The organism is Oleiphilus sp. HI0066 (assembly GCF_001635725.1).
This window is the reverse complement of sequence record NZ_LWFH01001555.1, coordinates 62,856-81,111: the sequence shown is the minus strand read 5'-3', so window position 1 is coordinate 81,111 and position 18,256 is coordinate 62,856. Positions and strand designations below refer to the sequence as shown.

At 45.5% G+C, this 18,256-nt stretch carries 17 protein-coding genes and 2 pseudogenes; 12 read left to right on the top strand and 7 right to left on the bottom strand.

All coding sequences use genetic code 11. The features are described 5' to 3' along the window. The first annotated feature begins 34 nt into the window (after positions 1–34). Both A3738_RS24450 and A3738_RS24445 read left to right on the top strand, forming a co-directional pair. Entirely contained in the window at positions 35–1,855 is a 1,821-nt protein-coding gene (locus A3738_RS24450; RefSeq protein ID WP_068478126.1) for a sulfite reductase flavoprotein subunit alpha, read from the top strand. A gap of 100 nt (positions 1,856–1,955) precedes the next feature. Next, the gene (locus A3738_RS24445; protein WP_068478128.1) at positions 1,956–2,789 is read left to right on the top strand and encodes a hypothetical protein; all 834 of its coding nucleotides are present in this window, start codon (positions 1,956–1,958) and stop codon (positions 2,787–2,789) included. Positions 2,790–2,820: 31 nt separating this feature from the next. Here the strand turns inward: A3738_RS24445 and A3738_RS24440 are convergent, their stop codons facing one another. The 6 genes from A3738_RS24440 to A3738_RS24415 all read right to left on the bottom strand — a co-directional run bounded on the left by A3738_RS24440 (position 2,821) and on the right by A3738_RS24415 (position 7,974). After that, positions 2,821–3,234, bottom strand: coding sequence for a hypothetical protein (locus A3738_RS24440; protein ID WP_068478129.1), 414 nt, complete (start codon positions 3,232–3,234; stop codon positions 2,821–2,823). 234 nt (positions 3,235–3,468) lie between these two features. Beyond that, entirely contained in the window at positions 3,469–3,834 is a 366-nt protein-coding gene (locus A3738_RS24435) for a pseudoazurin (protein ID WP_082878515.1), read from the bottom strand. 110 nt (positions 3,835–3,944) lie between these two features. Next, positions 3,945–5,138 (bottom strand): putative manganese transporter, encoded by a 1,194-nt coding sequence (locus tag A3738_RS24430; RefSeq protein WP_068763644.1) that lies wholly within the window; start codon positions 5,136–5,138, stop codon positions 3,945–3,947. Between the two features lie 13 nt (positions 5,139–5,151). Continuing rightward, positions 5,152–5,646: a hypothetical protein gene (locus tag A3738_RS24425; protein WP_068478131.1), complete on the bottom strand. Its 495-nt coding sequence runs from the start codon at positions 5,644–5,646 to the stop codon at positions 5,152–5,154. Between the two features lie 102 nt (positions 5,647–5,748). Further along, on the bottom strand, positions 5,749–6,567 hold the full coding sequence (locus tag A3738_RS24420; protein ID WP_068478133.1) for an SDR family oxidoreductase: 819 nt from the start codon (positions 6,565–6,567) through the stop codon (positions 5,749–5,751). Positions 6,568–6,594: 27 nt separating this feature from the next. Then, positions 6,595–7,974 carry a lyase family protein gene (locus A3738_RS24415; protein WP_068478135.1) on the bottom strand — a complete coding sequence of 460 codons (1,380 nt, stop codon included), beginning with the start codon at positions 7,972–7,974 and terminating at the stop codon, positions 6,595–6,597. Positions 7,975–8,624: 650 nt separating this feature from the next. Between A3738_RS24415 and A3738_RS24405 the strand changes: the two genes are divergently transcribed. The 7 genes and pseudogenes from A3738_RS24405 (at position 8,625) to A3738_RS24375 (ending at position 12,740) form a co-directional block, all read left to right on the top strand. Next, positions 8,625–9,233: a tRNA-(ms[2]io[6]A)-hydroxylase gene (locus tag A3738_RS24405; RefSeq protein ID WP_068478139.1), complete on the top strand. Its 609-nt coding sequence runs from the start codon at positions 8,625–8,627 to the stop codon at positions 9,231–9,233. A 212-nt stretch (positions 9,234–9,445) separates the two neighbouring features. After that, positions 9,446–9,595, top strand: coding sequence for a hypothetical protein (locus A3738_RS30150; RefSeq protein ID WP_156502713.1), 150 nt, complete (start codon positions 9,446–9,448; stop codon positions 9,593–9,595). Positions 9,596–9,601: 6 nt separating this feature from the next. Continuing rightward, positions 9,602–10,654, top strand: a pseudogene (locus tag A3738_RS32745) (OmpP1/FadL family transporter). Between the two features lie 24 nt (positions 10,655–10,678). Continuing rightward, the gene (locus A3738_RS24390) at positions 10,679–11,083 is read left to right on the top strand and encodes a LysR family transcriptional regulator (RefSeq protein ID WP_068475615.1); all 405 of its coding nucleotides are present in this window, start codon (positions 10,679–10,681) and stop codon (positions 11,081–11,083) included. A gap of 21 nt (positions 11,084–11,104) precedes the next feature. Beyond that, the gene (locus A3738_RS24385; RefSeq protein WP_068475613.1) at positions 11,105–11,611 is read left to right on the top strand and encodes a LysR substrate-binding domain-containing protein; all 507 of its coding nucleotides are present in this window, start codon (positions 11,105–11,107) and stop codon (positions 11,609–11,611) included. A gap of 57 nt (positions 11,612–11,668) precedes the next feature. Next, positions 11,669–12,193, top strand: a pseudogene (locus A3738_RS32155) (chalcone isomerase family protein). 115 nt (positions 12,194–12,308) lie between these two features. Beyond that, the gene (locus A3738_RS24375) at positions 12,309–12,740 is read left to right on the top strand and encodes a secondary thiamine-phosphate synthase enzyme YjbQ (protein ID WP_068478143.1); all 432 of its coding nucleotides are present in this window, start codon (positions 12,309–12,311) and stop codon (positions 12,738–12,740) included. On the opposite strand, the gene A3738_RS24370 is transcribed toward A3738_RS24375, so the two are convergent. Continuing rightward, positions 12,737–14,563 (bottom strand): ABC transporter ATP-binding protein, encoded by a 1,827-nt coding sequence (locus tag A3738_RS24370; protein ID WP_068478144.1) that lies wholly within the window; start codon positions 14,561–14,563, stop codon positions 12,737–12,739. The two genes, A3738_RS24375 and A3738_RS24370, sit on opposite strands and share 4 nt — an antisense overlap. A gap of 95 nt (positions 14,564–14,658) precedes the next feature. On the opposite strand from A3738_RS24370, the gene A3738_RS24365 reads away from it, so the two are divergent. From A3738_RS24365 to A3738_RS24355, 3 genes are all read left to right on the top strand, one after another. Continuing rightward, positions 14,659–15,990: a YihY/virulence factor BrkB family protein gene (locus tag A3738_RS24365; protein WP_068478145.1), complete on the top strand. Its 1,332-nt coding sequence runs from the start codon at positions 14,659–14,661 to the stop codon at positions 15,988–15,990. A 105-nt stretch (positions 15,991–16,095) separates the two neighbouring features. Next, entirely contained in the window at positions 16,096–17,421 is a 1,326-nt protein-coding gene (gene traF, locus A3738_RS24360; RefSeq protein WP_068478146.1) for a conjugal transfer protein TraF, read from the top strand. A 289-nt stretch (positions 17,422–17,710) separates the two neighbouring features. Continuing rightward, positions 17,711–18,253 (top strand): demethoxyubiquinone hydroxylase family protein, encoded by a 543-nt coding sequence (locus tag A3738_RS24355; RefSeq protein WP_068478150.1) that lies wholly within the window; start codon positions 17,711–17,713, stop codon positions 18,251–18,253. Positions 18,254–18,256 lie beyond the last annotated feature (3 nt).

Below are 18,256 nucleotides of genomic sequence, written 5' to 3'. Positions count from 1 at the left end.
CGTTTGAAGTATCTCGAGGTGAGTAGGAGGAAATATGAACGACATCGTGAATGACGTAAACCAAGTGGGCGAAAACGCCGCTACGCGTGTACCTTATTTACCGCAGGACTTGCCGTTTAACGAAGATCAAAAGCAGTGGATGGGCGGTTTTCTTGCTGGCCTACATACGCGTTTATTGATCAACAACGATGGCGCGCAAGCAGGTGCAAGTCAATCTGCGCCAGTCGCACAAAAAGCGATATCTATTATCGTTGGCACCCAGACTGGCAACTCAGAAACTGTTGCGGAAGATGCTGCCGAGCTAGCACTTTCTCAGGGTTTAGCACCTACCGTTTACGACATGGACGATGTAACGCTAGACATGCTGTCTGCCACTGAGCGCTTGCTTGTTGTAACGAGTACTTACGGCGAGGGTGAAATGCCCGACAACGCACAAAACTTGTGGGATCAGGTTGAGGCAGACGACGCGCCGCGTTTCGAGAATATGTTCTACTCAGTACTTGCCTTGGGTGATACCAACTACGACGACTTCTGTTTAGCTGGCCAGCAATGGGATGAGCGTTTGGCAGAACTTGGCGCAACGCGCGTTGAAGATCGTGTTGATTGCGACATTGACTTTGAAGCTGCTGCTGAAGCATGGATCGAGAAAGTGATCCCGACCATTGCAAGCAAAGGACGTGACGGTGGTGTTTCTGGTGCGGCCGCAGAGCCTGTGTCAGCGAAAAACGAAAAATCTAAGTTCAATCGCAACAACCCTTTGCAAGCGAAGTTGGTCAACAAGCGTTTGTTGAACAAAGAAGGCTCAAGTAAGGAAATCGTGCATTACGAATTCTCTTTGGGCGATAGCGGCGAAACCTACAATGCAGGGGATGCACTAAATGTTATTGCGTTGAACCAACCTAGCCTTGTTGAAGCCTGCTTAGCCGTGTTCGGTGTTGATGATGCAGAGTCTGTTCCATACAAAGAGCAAAACTATACAGCCGCAGACGTACTCAAAGCGCATCTAGAAATTCGCACTCCGTCAAAAGATTTAGTGATTGAACTGGCGAAGCGCAGTGGCGACCAAGAGCTGACGCGTCTAGTTGAAAATAACGATACAGAAGCATTAAACGACTTCTTATGGGGTAAAGATGTTGTTGATTTGTTGAAGGCCTATAAGGGCGACATGCGCTTTGCCGAATTTGTTGCTTTGTCTAAGCCTTTAGCGCCGCGTGCTTACTCGATTTCATCAAGCATCAATGCGCATGAAAACGAAGTACACCTGACCATCGGTAGTGTGCGTTATGATCATGATGGTCGTGATTATATGGGTGTGTGCTCAACCTACTTGGCAGACTTAGTTGAAGACGGCCAAGAAGTAGCATGTTACTTCTCGCCAAACAAAAGCTTCTCCGTACCAGAAGACAACTCAGCGCCTATGATTATGGTTGGCCCTGGCACTGGTATCGCGCCATTTAGAGCTTTCTTGGAAGAGCGTCAGGCTCGCCAAGCAGGTGGCGACAACTGGTTATTCTTTGGTGATCGCAACCGTGCCACGGATTACATCTACGAAGAAGAAATGGAAGCAATGAAGGCGTCAGGTCTTTTAACCACGCTAGACCTTGCCTTTTCGCGTGACCAAGAAGAAAAGGTATACGTACAAGACCTCATGAAGCAGAGTGGTGCAGAGTTCTTTGAATGGCTTGAGCGTGGCGCCTATTTCTACATCTGTGGTGACGCCTACCGCATGGCTAAAGATGTGGATGCAGCCTTGCATGACATCATTGCAGAGCATGGCAACATGAGTGCTGAGCAAGCAGACGCCTATTTGGCAGACCTTAAGAAACAAAAACGTTATGTGCGTGACGTGTACTAAGCACTTACTTAAGTAGGTGCTTAGTACACCGTTAAACTAAAAATCCTACAGGTCGAGAGAGGTGCGGGATTTTTTATGTTTCAAATTTAGGGAAGAAAAAGTGAATAAATTTGGATTTAGTCTTGAAGAGATGCGCTCGGCGGGTGTTGAGTGTATCTACAAAAAAGAAGACGCTCCAGAGCAGTTGGCTAGCAAAATATTTGACTTCAAAACGGGACCTGATGTGCTTTCGCCGCTTGCTGCAGGAAAAGAGCAGTTTTTGGAGCATTTGGTAAAGCACCAACCGAAAACGGGGCATGCACTTTTGGATGGTGGAGAGCTATTTGTGGCTCTTAAAGGAAGAATTAGGCCTGCGCTGCGACAAGGCATGGCGCCCGGCGTGTCAGCTGGACTTTACATTGAGGCGCAAGGGCGCGTGATCGAGCTAGGCGCGATGTCATGTTCTTTCGAGAGCGCGGGTTCTTCGATGAACTTAGGTTTGCCTAGTCAATTAAGAGAGGCATACTATCTTGATGGTCACGTGCAAGGTATGGGTCTGCTTGTGAATCCTTCTGATTTGTATAATACCGATTTTCTACCCACTAAGTTGTCCAACGGATGGCCGTATACTAATACGATTGTTTCAGGCCTTCGTGGTGTGAAAACCATATTGGCGCGGCTTGTCGAACGTTTTGACTTAGAGGCCCAATCTAGTGGCGATTACTATGGTCTAGGGTGTTTCCTAAAGAGAAAAGGCAACGACAAAGATGTCGAGGAATCGCTTTTGCTTCATGTACCGACCCAAGAAATATTTCATATGACAGGTCGAGATATCCTCGGCATGCGAGCGCTACAAAACCCCGTAGAAGCCCTAGACGAATACTGCTCTCACATCATCACCACCGGAATGAATGACTTCTCATTCGATGCGTATTTAGGCGATAAGGTGTTTTAGTTGAATAGGGACTGTCCCCAGCTGAATGTCCTTACACTAACGCGACGATTTTTCCGTCGCCAAGCAAGTCGCATTGCGCCTGAATATCGAGTTCTAATTCGTTGATTGCGCGACGACACCAAACCTTAAACACATCACTTCGGCCTTCTTGTTCAAACTCGGTTTGAAGTTTATTTCGTGCCCAAAAAAACGTATCGAGGGGGTGATGTTCAGATGCTGGAAGTTTAAATACGGCGGCTAAAGTATGGACCGCTTCAATAAATTCATCGATGGTTACAGGGCTCACGTGTTGATGACGAAAGCGCATAGCTTTGAAGCATAAATTCGTATTGGCATGCTCGTACTTTCGTTTGTATTCATCGCGTTCTTCGAAGTTTATTTTTGGCTTGTCTTGCACAGTGTTTATCCAGTCCTGCTCTATTGTGAGAGAGTTACCATTTAGCATTTTTTAAATCTAAATGAGAATCGTTATTATATAGAATATGAATGTAAACCGCTAGAAATAATCGAAGAAGACTCGCCTTAAGAAACTTAAATTAGTTGACTAGGTATTGCAGAAAATGCGAATTATGCATCGTGCTGAAAAAAGCAGGCGATAGCTGATTTGGGAAATCGTTGGAAGGTTGGGCGTTACATTAATTTGCTATATAACACCCGATTCTAGCTATTGATGAATGGCTTATTTTACTTGTGCTAAATACTTGTCTAAGCGGTCTTTATTAACAACGAATTTACTTGTTAGAGACGAAGCATTCGTTTTTACCGCGTCTAGATTTGTTGGCTTGCCTGCAACGATTACGCCGACCATCGCCAATACCGAATGGGGTAGGCATTGGTAAACGTACACGCCTTCTTTATCGATCGTCACCGACACTTTTTTGTTCATATCTCCTTTCCAAGGTGTCGCGCCTTCTGGAATTAATCCTGCAACGGATTCAGAATTATGCGCTGGATCGCTTGGTAAAAAATGTACCGTGTCGCCCACTGCTACATGAAGCACGGCTGGTGTGAATACCATTGGGCCGTCCGCTCCTACGTTTTTCATTTCTACGCTGTGTTCCGCTGCTGATAACACTAAGGAAAAGGACTGATAAAAGTTTCATATTCATTATATTTCTCCGATTATTTATTTGAAAAAAGAACCATAAATAATAGTTACCAGCCTAAGAAGTACGCGCAATAGCCTAATAGCAATGCAGGAATGGCGCTGTAGAGGGTCGCGTTAAATGCGGCTTTAGGCGCGAGTGCTAGTGCTGGAAATAATCCGTCGCCATCGTTGCTAATTGCGTTTGCCAATTGAGCTGACAGAGGAATGACACCGTTAAGGTAAAGAGTGGTTGTTACGATTTGTGGGCCGCAACCGGGAATGAAGCCGATTAGAACAGCAAAAAGGATCACCAGACCACCTAATTGTTGGAACACAGATTGTAGATCAAGGCCATAGCTATATACCAGAAATTCATAGCTGAGAAAGCCTAAAATAACCCAAACTGAAATAAAGCTGGTTTCTGCGACGACGGTCTCTTTCAGGTGTTTGATATCGGTTTTTTCCGCAAAACGTGCCGACCAAGAGTCTAATGGTTGACCAACCCAAACAGAGATGCAGAGCAAAGCCCCAATAAAACCCAACCAAGTAACGGGCTGATAGTCAGTCCATGCGCCAAATAAAGCATTAGTGTCTACCAGAAAGGCCTCAAGTAAACCAAAGATTACACCCGGAACAAGTACCCCTATAAATGCATATACCTTGAGAGGGGTTGTACGCGAGAAGCTGAATGTATTCAGTTGTGTTTCGTCAGATTTCCTCTTTAGATAGTCGTGCCCATGTACGGCGTTAATGATATAGCCAGAAACAATTCCTGCGCATAAACTTAATCCATATACGAGTGCGGCGGTTTCCGCCTCTTTCGCGATGAGTAAGAATGCGGCATCCCCCATTGTTGCAATCAATACTGCGACAAGTGCACCGAAGCTCATACTGCCATTCACGAACTGAGTGACTACAATAATAGCGCCACCGCAACCTGGTAGTGCACCTAAAAAAGCAGCTACTGGGACTTGGAGAATAGATTTTCGATTAAGTAATTCTCGAAGATCCGCTTTTAAGTGACGGTCAAGGTAGTAGAAGCCTGCTAGCGTGATCGAGACAAAGACGCTGACAGCGATATATGCATCGCTCATGGTTTCAACGATAAGCCCAAATAAGGTTTTGTCGACGATATATATTATGCCGATCAAGCATAGAAAGGGTGTAAGAAGTATTAGTTCTTTGACCAGTAAACGCGGTGTTTCCCGCCATGTTAAATCTGGACTTGGGTAGTTTATCTTTGCGAGTAGCCACGTTGTCATAAAGAGTTGTGCCTTAATGTGTAAGAGGATGTTGGCAGTGAGTGTTTAGTGCCTCTTCTACAGCGTCGAGGTGCACAATGTTTTCATGCATGTTGCGATAGGCAAGATCGAATAAGCGATAGTCTTTTTCTAGGGTCATGGTGCAAATTTCAGAGTAGGCTTGAACTGAAGAGGCTTCGCTTAAATAGAGGCTTTTAAGTAACTTAGAAAAAGAGCTTTTTAATTGTGTGCTAGGGTAGTGTTTGTTTCTCGTTTTTGTGGGCGCTTTCGGGCCTTGGATAAGTTCAATGCAATGCTCAATGCATTGGTAGTGATCTTTATCTTCGGTCAAGGCTGTGTGAAAACAAGATAATAAATGCTGGTCTCTGCCCACATGACACGCATGATGCTTTATTAATTCCGAGTAAAGCAAATGCGTTCTGATCTCGTTATTGGCGATAAGGTTCAATAAAGTGAGTAAGCGTGGTTTGGTGTCCGAGTCGAGTGTCTTTCTTAGGGTGATTTTCATGCGCTTTTCCTTGCTTGTCCTATCGTAACCAACTTATGTTATTTCGATTCGGTACTGACAACGCGCGTGAGTTTTGTCAGCGCGCTGTCGTTGTTATGTTAATTATGGTTTCATGGTGTCGAGCATGCGCGACATCTTATCCATGACCGATGTCGCGCCAGTTTGACTCCATCCTCCGTCTACTGGGAGCACAATGCCTGAAATATACGAGGATTCTTCAGCGCATAGCATTCCAGCTGCATGGGCAATGTCGTGGACTTCACCAAGGCGTTTTAGCGGTACCGATTTTGCGACAGCAGCCTGTAAGTCGGGGGTTGGAGACAGGCGATCCATTCCTTCTGTGCCGGCGATCGGGCCAGGTACAATCGAATTGACGCGCACACCATCTTGCCCCCACTCCATACTTAGTGTTCGCGTCACCATGTCCACGCCTGCTTTGGCTGCACAAACATGTGCTTGATGAGCCATGGGAAGAAAGGCTTGCGGAGCAGAGATGTTAATCACGCTTGCGCCGGGTTTTTTGAGATAATTAAACCCAGCGCGCATAACGTGAAATGTACCTAGTAGGTCTATTTCAAGCACTGAGCGGATCGCATTAGGCGACATGTCGTTAACGCGAGCAGGGAAGTTTCCTGCTGCGCCTGAAATGAGGATATCAATGTCGCCACCTAAGAATTTACAAGCGCTTTCAAATCCGTCTTCAACTTGCTCGTAATCTCGGACGTCTAGTGTCACGCCGTTTGCAGAGGCGCCCAATGCTTTTAGTTCTGCGACTGCATTCGCAACTTTTTGTTCTTTGCGTGAGGCAACGACTACATTGGCTCCCCAGCGCGCGAAGCCGCTAGCTATTCCGAAGTTAATACCGCTCGTGCCGCCAACTACAAAGACGTTTTTTCCGGTGAAGTTAAATGTGGTACTCATTTTGTTTTCCTTTTCGGGTGTTGTCTCTTAAAGGCCGCCCTGCGTCAGCTTGGCTGGGTCGAGTAATTTGCTCAACTCGTCAACGCTTAGTTCTGTGTTTTCTGCGGCAACGTCAATGACTGGTCGGCCCTCTTTATATGCCTGTTTTGCGATTTCCGCTGCTTTTAGATAGCCAATGATGGGATTTAGAGCTGTCACTAAAATTGGGTTGCGTGATAAGGCTTCTCTGAGTTTATCTTCGTTTACCTTGAAGCTAGCAATTGCTTTATCAGCAAGAAGGCGTGATACATTTGCCAGTAACTCAATGCTTTCTAATAGATTATTCGCAACCAAGGGCAGCATGACGTTTAATTCGAAGTTTCCGGATTGTCCAGCCACGGTAATCGCCGTATCGTTACCGATTACTTGTGCAGCGACCATTGCTGCGGCCTCAGGAATAACTGGGTTTACTTTTCCGGGCATGATCGAGCTGCCAGGCTGCAATGCTTCAAGTTCTATCTCGCCCAAGCCTGCAAGCGGACCTGAGTTCATCCAGCGTAGATCGTTCGCGATTTTAAGCAGAGAAACCGCAGTTGTTTTTAGTTGACCAGAAAGTGCAACCGCGATGTCTTGAGAGCCAATATGGCCAAAGAAATTATCAGCAGGCGTAAATGCTATTCCAGTATCGTCACTTAGTATCTTGCTGAATTTAGCGGCGAACTCTGGGTGTGCGTTGATACCTGTGCCGACGGCAGTTCCGCCTTGCGCAAGGGACTGCAAGCTAGGTTGAAGTTGGCGTAAGTGTAGGATGTTTTGTTCAATTTGAGTTGCCCAGCTGTTTAAGCTTTGGCTCATGCGCACTGGCATTGCATCCATCAAATGGGTGCGACCTGTCTTAACGTATTGATCTACGCTCTTGGCTTTCTCTCTTGTGGTTTGAACAAGGTACTCTAAAGCAGGAAGGAGCTGTTCGTTTAGCTCGATAGCCGCACTGATATGAATCGTCGAAGGAATGATGTCGTTGCTGCTTTGACCGCAGTTAATGTGGTCATTAGCGCTAACGGAATCTTTGTAGAGTTCGGTTGCCAATGTGGCAAGTACTTCGTTTGCGTTCATGTTTGAGCTTGTGCCAGAGCCCGTCTGATAAACATCAACAGGGAAGTGCTGCATTAAATCTTCGCTTACTAAAAGCTTATCTGCCGCGTCGGAGATCGCCTTTGCCATGTCACTGGGGATTTGTTCTAGTTCTCCATTCGCTTTGGCCGCCGCAGTTTTCGCTTTAACTAGTGATCGTATAAAGGCTTCGGGCATTCTCCTGCCACTTACTGGGAAGTTGTGCACAGCGCGTTGCGTTTGTGCTGCATAAAGTGCATTTTTGGGTACAGTTAGTTCACCCATACTGTCGCGTTCAGTTCTTGTTTCAGTCATGTTACTTCCTTAAATTTTCTAAAATATTATCGGTTTCTGATGCGGCCGATTGTTGGCTTATAAGTCCGGTTAAACTGGCGTTAAAATAGCTACTCATCAGTGCTAGTTCTGAAAACATTGTTTGTAAGCGTTGCTTGCTATCATCGTCATTACAGATTTTTTTTAAGTTAAAGAGAGGCTTATATATGTGGTCAAGACAGGTGCAACGCCACTGTAGCGGCACTAGCTCGTCAAGAACGGCCTCTAGCAAACAGCGGAATTGGAGCTCAAGATAGGATTGTTGTTCTTTTATACAGCAAGTGCTGCAAACGCCATGATAAAACCCTTGGTAGCAGCAACGATCAATTGCAAGCCACTCATTAATCAGGGCGGGAGAATCTGGGCTGAGGCCGTATCTCACTTGTTTTCTCAGTTGTTGGGCGAGCAAAGGGGTAGCCGGTGTGACCATTTAGTTGACTCAAATTATTTAATTAAATGCTAATGATAATAATTATCATTAGCATTGCAAGTTCAGTTAAGCATTGAGTCAAAATAGATATTGCGTTTTAACGCAATTAATTCCCCCTCGATTAAGAGATGAACTTCGTTATGGGTGTGGATATAATGCGCGCCTGTTATGTATGTAGTTTTGAGCATCTGGATGAGTAAGTATGAACACTGACGCTTTAGCCGAAATTCATGAATTTCTTGGGTGTGAAACACCGGATTTATGGATTACAAACGCATTGGCCAATCAGGATATCATGCTGATTGATCATGCCCATTGTGAAAAGAAAGCGGCAATGACGGCCTTGAACAACATTCATCGTTACCCTGATGATAACGAACTGCTGAATAAGATGTCGCGATTAGCGCGCGAAGAACTTCGTCATTTTGAACAAGTGCTAAAGATTATTAAAAAGCGCGGCCTGATCTACGGCAAGCTATCTGCTTCGCGTTATGCAAACGGCTTACGTGATCAGATGCGCAAGACGGAAACGGAAAAGCTAGTAGATGTTCTTATTATTGGCGCATTCATCGAAGCCCGTTCATGTGAGCGTTTTGCCAAACTTGCGCCGTTCTTAGATGAAGAGCTTAAAGATTTCTATGAGTCTCTATTGAAGTCTGAGGCTCGTCACTACCAAGACTATTTAAAACTTGCGACCAAGTATGCAGGTGAAGATATTTCAGAACGCGTGGCAGAATTCAAAGTCATCGAAGCGGCGTTGATAGAAGAGCCTGATACGGAGTTTCGTTTTCATAGCGGGCCAGTGCACTAAACAATACACCTAATATTCCTCCTAGAAACCTTCTTTTAGTCCTCTTGACCGGTGCTGCCTCTTGCTCTATCGATTCCTTTCTGGAAATTAGATTTTTATATTCTTTCTTTTAAGGAATATTTGTTAGTCCTTTTTGTCATTATTTTTCTCGGTATCGCGTCCTTACACTGAGCTCAAGTTGTTAAGAAATGCAGACTTCAGTGGAGAAAAATATGAATGAAACAACACTCGTAAGTAAGAATCTTTTTGGGTTGGCAATGCTCTCTTTGGCGGCATCATATGTTTATGCCGCCGGTCTACAGGTGACACCTGGGACAGCTGTTTTTGGCACGGCAGGAGCAGGACAAGCGGCTCACGCTTGAGACGCGATGGCTTCTTGGTCAAACCCGGCGAATATGACACAACTAGAAGGTAATCAAGTGGCTGTTGGTGTTGTCGCAGCTGAAACTGATAATAACTTTGAAGCAGAACAACCTAAGGTCGGCCCCGCAAAGAAGGACGGTGGGGATGCCGGCGGGGTTGTTCACATACCATCAGTAGCTTACGTACATAGTTTGTCTGATGACCTCAAAGTAGGGGTGTCTTTGATGGTGCATTACGGAAACAGTATTGATTATGCCGATGATTGGGCTGGTGTGAATGTCGCGAAGTCTGCCAGCATGGAGACAATTCAGGTGCAGCCATCCGTTGCCTATCGTGTAACAGATAGTTTGTCATTGGGCGCAGGTATTAACGCAAACTATATCAAGGCTGAGCAAGAGCTAACGGTAATGGGGCAAGATCTTGGCTTAGATGCTGATGATGTTGCGTATGGCTGGACAGCCGGCGCAACGTGGGATCTTAATCAGTCGAATCGTCTTGGATTGGTATATCGCTCAGAGGTCAATGCAGATCTATAAGGAGGTGACAGCCTCAACGGTACAAGCGACTATGCCTCTTTGAACTGGGATAACCCGGCGACAGTCATGTTGAGTGGTTATCACCAAGTCAGTGATAACTCAGCATTTGTATGGGATGTGGGTCGTGTGTTCTACAGCTCTTTTGAAACCACCACTATTTACTCTGGGCTTTTAGGTATGGAGCTAGATATAGATCGTCATTGGCAAGACGCCAATCCATATGCAGTCGGTTGGGAATATGCCTTGAATTCCGATTGGACCTTACAAACAGGATTTTCTTTAGATGAGAGCCCTGTAGATGACCAGCACCGTTCTGCCGATATGCCGCTTGATGAAATCAAACGCTGTACCGTTGGCGCGCTCTATAGAGCAACTCCAGAGGTGGATGTGGCATTCCGTTTAGAGTATGCCGATTTGGGAACGCCGAGCGTTGCGCATGAGTCAGGCTTGTTGGCGAACCCTGCAGGCGAGTACAACAATTCAGCAGTCGCTGGAGCGGTGTCAATGAATTATAAGTTTTAAGCATAAATATGACCGAGGGGTGTTATGAAGTTAGAGAATCTAGCTCGTTGCGATATTAAGTTGTTGGTTGCCTTACAAGTTTTACTTGAAGAGGAGAGCGTGTCTCGCGCCGCTGAGCGCTTGCACGTTACACAATCTGCAATGAGTAAGATGCTCACCCGTTTGTCGGACTTATTTGGCGAAGAACTGTTTTTTCGTGGTACGCAGGGAATTCGCGCAACCGAAAGGGCGCTTGAATTGCAAACACCTTTAAGCGAATTGCTTGAGCAACTAGGCCGACTTGTATCACCACCGGAGTTTGTTGTGAGTGATTGCGATCGAACCTTCAGGATCTCTTTGTTAGATAGTGTCGCGGCACGCTTATGCCCGCCCTTGTTGGCGCGCATAGTAGATGAAGCACCCAAAGTGAACATTGAAATGAAGCCTTGAGGGAAAACAAGTTTTGATGATATGGCTAATGGGCAGCTTGATCTTGCACTTAATGTGGTTGAGGTCGATAAGGCGAATTTTTATCAACAAGTCCTTAAAGAAATTGATTTCTGTGTTTTGATGAATGTTCGCCACCCTTTGGCAAATAAAAAGCGTTTGTCACTCGATGAATATGTGTCTTACCCCTATATCAAAATCATCGTGCCAGAATTCAACGAGAACCATGTGAAGGATGAGCCTATTTTATTTAAACATGGTTTTTCGCGCCGTGTGGCTTTTGAAACAAGCAATATGCACACGGCAATGTCATGCCTAACTACCACAGATTATCTGATGCTTGGTGGGTCTGCAATGAGCACACAAGCGTTAGCGGAACAAGGTTTAACGAGCGCTTTGTTGCCAGAAGAAATAGAGTTTCCACCTTTTAATTACAAGATGATTTGGCATCAACGGCAAAACAAGCCTGCAGAACACCAATGGTTTCGCTCTTTGGTGTTGCGTGAGTTGATGGCGCTGGCACAAAAATAAATATAGAAGTGAGTAAGGAATACTATTAATAAATTTGGCGCAGTACTGTCGTTTTTTATGTTGATGACAGGTGTTGTATACGCAGATTCAAGCACATCTAAACCGTCTATTAACGTCAGCGCTCAAACCCTTCAGCTGCAAGGCAGTGGCATGCGAACTCGTATGTTCATAGATTTATATGTAGGAAGCTTGTATCTCTCTAGTAGCCCTGAGCAGGCGAGTAATATTGTTGAAGACAATGCTCCTATGGCAATTTGTTTAGAAATTGAATCAAGCTTAATTAGTAGTGACAAGCTTCAAGAAGCGACCCGTGAAGGCTTTGAGCAATCAATTGGTGATATCTCTGCAATGGAGCCAAGAATTGAACAACTTCTCTCAGCCTTTGATGAGCCTATTGATGTCAGCGATACCTTCTTATTGTCTTGAGACCCTGCAAAGTCAGTCATTCAGGTACATCGTAATAACTTTGTTATTTCAGAGGTGCCGAGTTTAGATTTTAAACAAGCATTATTTGGTATTTGGTTGGGCGATTCGCCCGTTCAAGATTCGTTGAAAAATGAGATGCTTGGCTTGTCATCTTAATTCCTCTCGTTTTATCTCGGCACGGCACTAGGTTTTGAGTCTTCCTAGTGGCCAGTGCCTTTTTCTTTCTGGCACACTAGTCTCTCGTGTAAATTGATTGTTGGGTGAGAGCATTATGTGGCTTCAACGTACGATTCGGCTAAAAGCGCAAAAAAGAGGCTTTTATCTCGTTACGGATGAGATTGTTCAGCAAGTACCTGAGATAGCAAACTTCGAAGTCGGGCTTGCACACTTATTCATCAAACATTCTTCTGCGTCTTTATGCATTAATGAAAATGCAGATCCGAGTGTGCGCAGAGACATGGAACGTTACTTCTTAAAGCTTGTTCCCGACGTGGGGCAGTGGAGTTTTGTTTATGAGCACGACTATGAAGGTGCTGACGATATGCCAGCACATATTAAGTCGGTCATGCTTGGATCTTCTCTGACGATTCCGATCACTAATGGGCGTCTTGCTCTAGGCACATGGCAAGGTATTTATCTTGGTGAGCACCGTATTTCAGGCGGACCGAGAACGCTCATCATGACCCTGCAAGGTGACTCTTAATCGCCAATAAATCCGCCAGATTGACGTTGCCATAACTGAGCATAAATGCCATTTTTGGCAATCAGCTCTAGGTGCGATCCTTCTTCAACAATACGCCCTTCATCTAGCACGATTAAGCGATCCATCGCGGCGATTGTTGATAAACGATGCGCGATCGCAATAACTGTTTTACCTTCCATTAATTTATAGAGGCTTTCTTGAATCGCAGCTTCGACTTCAGAGTCGAGTGCAGATGTCGCCTCATCTAAGACAAGAATCGGTGCATCTTTTAATAAGACGCGTGCGATCGCAATACGCTGACGCTGACCACCACTCAGTTTTACACCACGCTCGCCCACGTGGGCTTCGTAACCGGCGCGGCCTTTGATATCACTAAGGTTTTGAATGAACTGATGCGCTTCGGCTTGCTCTGCCGCCGCAATCACCTGTTCTAGAGTCGCCTCGGGTTGGCCGTAGGCAATGTTGTCGCGCACAGAGCGATGCATGAGCGAGGTATCTTGTGTTACCACACCTATTTGCGCCCTAAGGCTTTCTTGTTGAACCGCACTAACGTTTTGCCCATCGACAAGAATTTCGCCTTTCTGAATATCGTGAAAACGCAGCAGAAGATTGATGAGTGTTGATTTCCCAGCACCAGAACGGCCTACCAGTCCGATTTTCTCTCCCGCTTTAATTCGCAGAGATAAATCTTTAAGCACTGATTCACCGGCATTGTATTCAAAACTGACCTGATTAAAGTCAATTTGGCCCTTAGCCATCGCAAGCGCGTTTGCATTGTTTTTATCTTGAATTAGTTTGGGCTGTGAGATGGTATTGATGCCGTCTTGCACCGATCCGATATTCTCAAACAATGCCGACACTTCCCACATAATCCACTGCGACATGCCGTTCAAACGCAAGGCTAAACCAATGGCCACTGCAATCGCACCTGTGCTCACCGCATCAACGGACCAAAGATAAATGGATAAGGTCGCTACCGAAAACAGCAGCAGTGAATTCAGGAACCATACGCTGACATTTAGCTTGGTGACTAAACGCATCTGTGGGTAAACGGTTTGAAGAAAACCATCCATCGATTCGCGTGCATAGTCAGCCTCGCGGTTTGAATGGCTGAATAGCTTAACCGTTGAAATATTAGTGTAGGTATCAACGATGCTGCCGGTCATGGCAGAGCGAGCATCAGCCTGTAAGGTAGAAATTTGTCTTAGTTGCGGAATAAACAGGCAAAGTACTCCAACATATGAAGCAAACCAAAGTAAAAGAGGGATGCTTAGCGTCGGGTCATTCATGGCGAGCACACTGACCATGCCAATAAAATAAACGCTTACATAGAGCAAGACATCGAGCATCTTCATCACAGCTTCCCGCACGGATAACGCTGTCTGCATGACTTTTGTGGCAATTCGTCCAGCAAACTCATCTTGGAAAAAGCCAAGGCTTTGTCCAAGCAAATAGCGGTGTGCATTCCAACGAATGCGCATAGGATAGTTGCCAAGCAAGGCTTGATGAATCACGCTAGAGTGAAGAAGAACGGTGATCGGTAAAACCAAAAGAACAATGACGCCATATCCCGTTAGAGTAGAAGAGTGTTCTTCCCAGAGAGTAGCCGGTGTGCTTGCCGTTAGTAGGTCGACGAGCTCGCCCAAGAAACGAAACAGACTGACTTCCATTACCGCAATGCATGCCGTTAGACATGCCATTATTAAAAGATGCGGAATGACACCACGTGTATAGTGAATGCAAAACGCAACAAGACCTTTGGGTGGTGTTGTTGGTGTGTCAACAGGGAAGGGCTTAACGAGCTGTTCAAAAAAACGAAACATCAAAAATAATTCAATTACGTAAGTTATGGTTGGCGTTGGCTAGTATAGTCTTTTGTTCAACTATACTCACTTAAAGATCTTTGGAGACGTAGTAGTTGTTACCTTTTATTTCTGAAAAACAGGCACTTATATACGATTGGTTGATGCGTCCGGTAAGTTCGGACAAAAGCTCAATTGAACGATTAGGGCATCGTACAGCACGTGTATGCTTTGCGATTGTACGAGACATAATGCAAGGCAATGTCTCTTTGCACGCAATGAGCTTGGTGTTTACCAGTATTTTATCCGTTGTGCCGCTCTTAGCGCTGAGCTTTTCATTGCTGCGATATTTCAACGTACAAAATCACTTCATGCCTGCGATCGAGCATTTTCTCTTACCGATGGGAGAAAAAGGCCAAGAAATTCTGAACTCGATCCTTCAGTTTGTCGACAACGTGAAAGTCGGCGTTCTGGGTGCAGTTGGTCTGGTCTTATTGCTGTACACAGTGGTTTCCCTAGTACAAAAGGTTGAACACGCATTTAATCAAATTTGGTATGTCGCAAGTACGCGCTCAGTTAGTCGTCGTTTGAGCAATTACATGAGCATGATCTTTGTAGGGCCCATTCTGCTGGTGGCTGGTATCTCTCTCGCAAGTGGGGTTTTAGATAGCGCTATTGTGACAAAGCTTCGTCTTGTGGAACCGCTTGGCTTTGTTTTTTCGCTTGTTACCGCTGTTATGCCAGTTGTGGTGTTGATCGCAGCCTTTACTTTCTTTTATACGCTCGTACCGAATACGCGGGTCAAAACTTCTAGCGCCTTAATCGGTGCCATTGTTGCAGGCATTGCGTGGCAAATAGCGGGCAAAGCCTTTACGGCATTTGTGGTGAGTTCGGCGCGCTATGACATGATTTATTCTGGCTTTGCTGTCGGTATCGTTGCTTTGTTGTGGTTGTATGCAAGTTGGTTAATTTTATTACTAGGCTCTGTTATAGCGTTTTATGTTCAGAATGATAATTACATTACACGCTCGCTTGATATGCGCGGGTCACCCATCGCATTAGAGAAAATTGCCTTGCAGGTCATGGTCTCAATTACTCAGGCTCAAGAAAAAAACGGTAAACCGATTAAACAAGCAGAGCTTGAAACAACGCCAAATATTCCGGGCTTATTAATTCGCCAAGTTGTCGAAACACTGCTTAAGAAAAAGCTGATTATAGATGCGGGCTCAGAGGGCGATCGTTTTGTCTTAGCACGCTCTAGTGATTTGATTAGCGTGGCAGATATTTTATCTGCGATTCGAAAATCTCCGCCTATTTATCGCGCTTTTCCACAATCAGGAGCTCAGAAGAATATCGCTGATGTGAGCCAAGTATTAGATGGTTTCATCAAGGAAAAGTTTGCTCAAGTCAGTCTACGAGAACTCGCCGAAGGCAAGGTCGTCCGTTAAGTTTCTGCCAATCTAAGAAATCACCGAGCGTTTTCATTCTTTCAATCTATACTCAAATTATCGCGCCTAGAAGAGGCGAAATAATAACGATTGAAAGGATGAATCATGACATACATTAAAAAGAGTGCCTTGTTTGTTTCAGGCAGCTTTTTCTTTGCAGCACAAGCATTTGCAGGTGCACCAAATTTTATTGATAGTCGCGCGATGGCGATGGGTGGTGTAGGCGTTGCGTCTGCACGTCCTGCTGCGGCAGGCTTTTTTAATCCGGCTTTACTGGCGGTAAAACAGCCTGAAAAACGCGATGGATTTGGCATGTTACTTCCATCAGTAAACGCAATAGCAAGTGATGAAGCTGAGCTTCGCGATGTCGTGGATGACTTCGATGATGATTTCATCAAACCATTTGAAGGTGCGATTACTGACGTTGAAAACAATATTGCGGGCGGTGGTGCAGGCTTAGCCGCTGCTCAAACAGAATTAGCGAATAGAACGCGTGCACTGAACAACGAGCTTCAAAAAATTGATCAAGAACAAGCGCGTGTCGATCTCGGCATGGGTGTGTCAGCGTTGATACCTAGCCAGCGTTTCGGCGCAGGTTTGTTTGTCTCTGGTTCTGCTCGTATTGCAGCAAAAATCAATTACAACGATCAAACCACGCTTGATCAACTAGAAGACCTAGCGCGTAACACCGTGATTACAGACATCGATGATGTTAACGCTCTGTATGACACAGCGAATGACGCGGATCAGTTACAGTCAACCGTGCGCGCCGTTGGTTCAGCATACTCGCAAGTTGGTTTGTCGATGTCGCATAACTTTACGTTTTTTGGTCACGACTATGCGCTAGGCGTGTCACCTAAAATGGTCGATCTACGTGCTTATGACTTTGTAACGAGCGTTGATGAGTTTGAATCTGACGATCTTGAAGATACCAAAGTGAGTGAATCGAAATTCAACCTTGATCTAGGCGTGGCGAGTTTCTTAGATGATGACGAGCAATTATTGGTTGGCCTCTCAGTGATCAACGTTGTGCCAATGGAGATCACCACCAAACCGGGTCGAGACAACACTAACTTGGGTCCGGGTTTTGCACCGGAGGGAATCGATATTGAGCTAAAACCAAAAGTCTTGGCTGGTATTTCTTACCAAGGAGCATCTTACGAGTTAGCCGCTGATCTTGAGTTAACCAAAACAGAAGAAGTATTCGGTGAGGGTGATACGCAATACTTGGGTGTTGGCGCAGAATATGATTTGGCAGAGATTTTTCAACTTCGCGCAGGCGCTCGATATAACATTGCTGAAAGTGAAGATGTGCTTCTAACAGCTGGCTTTGGCTTGCGTGCAGCGGGCGTTACGCTAGAACTTGCTGCCTTAGGCAGTACAGATGCAAATACAGTCGGTGCAGGCTTGCAGTTTGGTGTAACTTTCTAAGCCTCAGTTAGCTAAAAGATAAGTCAGAATTTTTATTGCAAGAAACCGCTATTGGGAGACCAATAGCGGTTTTTTTGTAATGAGCATTTGTCGCATTGCCAATAAAACGAGACCATGTCAGTCCGACACTATTACTCATAAATCACTCCACTTACAGGAGATGTTGCCCATTCTTATGACCTGTGAGTGAACTTTGTCTTGCCCTGAACCGTAATCATTGCATGCGCCAGAATTGTTTTAGAAAGACACCTTAGCGCGCACGTTCTTGAGGATAAGTGAGCGAGGCGATATGCAAAACGAAGTAAGTTACTCACAGACAATGCCAAACGAACTAAAAATGGAATTGCGTAGCAGCCATGCTGGTGAGATGGGGGCCGTATTTATTTACATCGGCATATTGAGCGCAAGTTGCGATCCGTATGTTCGCGCCTTTGCTCGAGAACACCTTCGCACTGAATACCATCATCTATGTTTATTTGAGGAGCTTATCCATTTGTATCGAGGAAGCTTGGTGCTGCCTCTTTGGGTGATTGCCGGATTCCTGACCGGTTTCCTCCCAGCATTGCTTGGGAGAGATTGGGTGTTTCGTACTATCGAGACAGTGGAGACCTTCGTAGAAGCACACTATCAGTCACAAATTAATCGCTTTGAGGATTTCCCGAATTGGACGCACTTAATTACAATGCTGTCACAATGCCGAGAAGATGAGATGGCTCATCGAGATGATGCGGGCGCGAGAGTGCGCGAACCGGCGAGTCGCCTATGTCAAATTTGGCTCGCTATGGTAGCGCGGGGTTCAGCAGTGGCTGTGTCTATCGCAAAACGAATTTAGGGG

Bases quoted from the DNA above. Each gene is read 5' to 3' on its own strand.
- A3738_RS24450 (WP_068478126.1), top strand. From the start codon at position 35: ATGAACGACATCGTGAATGACGTAAACCAAGTGGGCGAAAACGCCGCT.
- A3738_RS24440 (WP_068478129.1), bottom strand. From the start codon at position 3,234: ATGCTAAATGGTAACTCTCTCACAATAGAGCAGGACTGGATAAACACT.
- A3738_RS24435 (WP_082878515.1), bottom strand. From the start codon at position 3,834: ATGAAAAACGTAGGAGCGGACGGCCCAATGGTATTCACACCAGCCGTG.
- A3738_RS24430 (WP_068763644.1), bottom strand. From the start codon at position 5,138: ATGACAACGTGGCTACTCGCAAAGATAAACTACCCAAGTCCAGATTTA.
- A3738_RS24425 (WP_068478131.1), bottom strand. From the start codon at position 5,646: ATGAAAATCACCCTAAGAAAGACACTCGACTCGGACACCAAACCACGC.
- A3738_RS24420 (WP_068478133.1), bottom strand. From the start codon at position 6,567: ATGAGTACCACATTTAACTTCACCGGAAAAAACGTCTTTGTAGTTGGC.
- A3738_RS24415 (WP_068478135.1), bottom strand. From the start codon at position 7,974: ATGACTGAAACAAGAACTGAACGCGACAGTATGGGTGAACTAACTGTA.
- A3738_RS24405 (WP_068478139.1), top strand. From the start codon at position 8,625: ATGAACACTGACGCTTTAGCCGAAATTCATGAATTTCTTGGGTGTGAA.
- A3738_RS30150 (WP_156502713.1), top strand. From the start codon at position 9,446: ATGAATGAAACAACACTCGTAAGTAAGAATCTTTTTGGGTTGGCAATG.
- A3738_RS24390 (WP_068475615.1), top strand. From the start codon at position 10,679: ATGAAGTTAGAGAATCTAGCTCGTTGCGATATTAAGTTGTTGGTTGCC.
- A3738_RS24385 (WP_068475613.1), top strand. From the start codon at position 11,105: ATGGCTAATGGGCAGCTTGATCTTGCACTTAATGTGGTTGAGGTCGAT.
- A3738_RS24375 (WP_068478143.1), top strand. From the start codon at position 12,309: ATGTGGCTTCAACGTACGATTCGGCTAAAAGCGCAAAAAAGAGGCTTT.
- A3738_RS24370 (WP_068478144.1), bottom strand. From the start codon at position 14,563: ATGTTTCGTTTTTTTGAACAGCTCGTTAAGCCCTTCCCTGTTGACACA.
- traF (WP_068478146.1), top strand. From the start codon at position 16,096: ATGACATACATTAAAAAGAGTGCCTTGTTTGTTTCAGGCAGCTTTTTC.
- A3738_RS24355 (WP_068478150.1), top strand. From the start codon at position 17,711: ATGCAAAACGAAGTAAGTTACTCACAGACAATGCCAAACGAACTAAAA.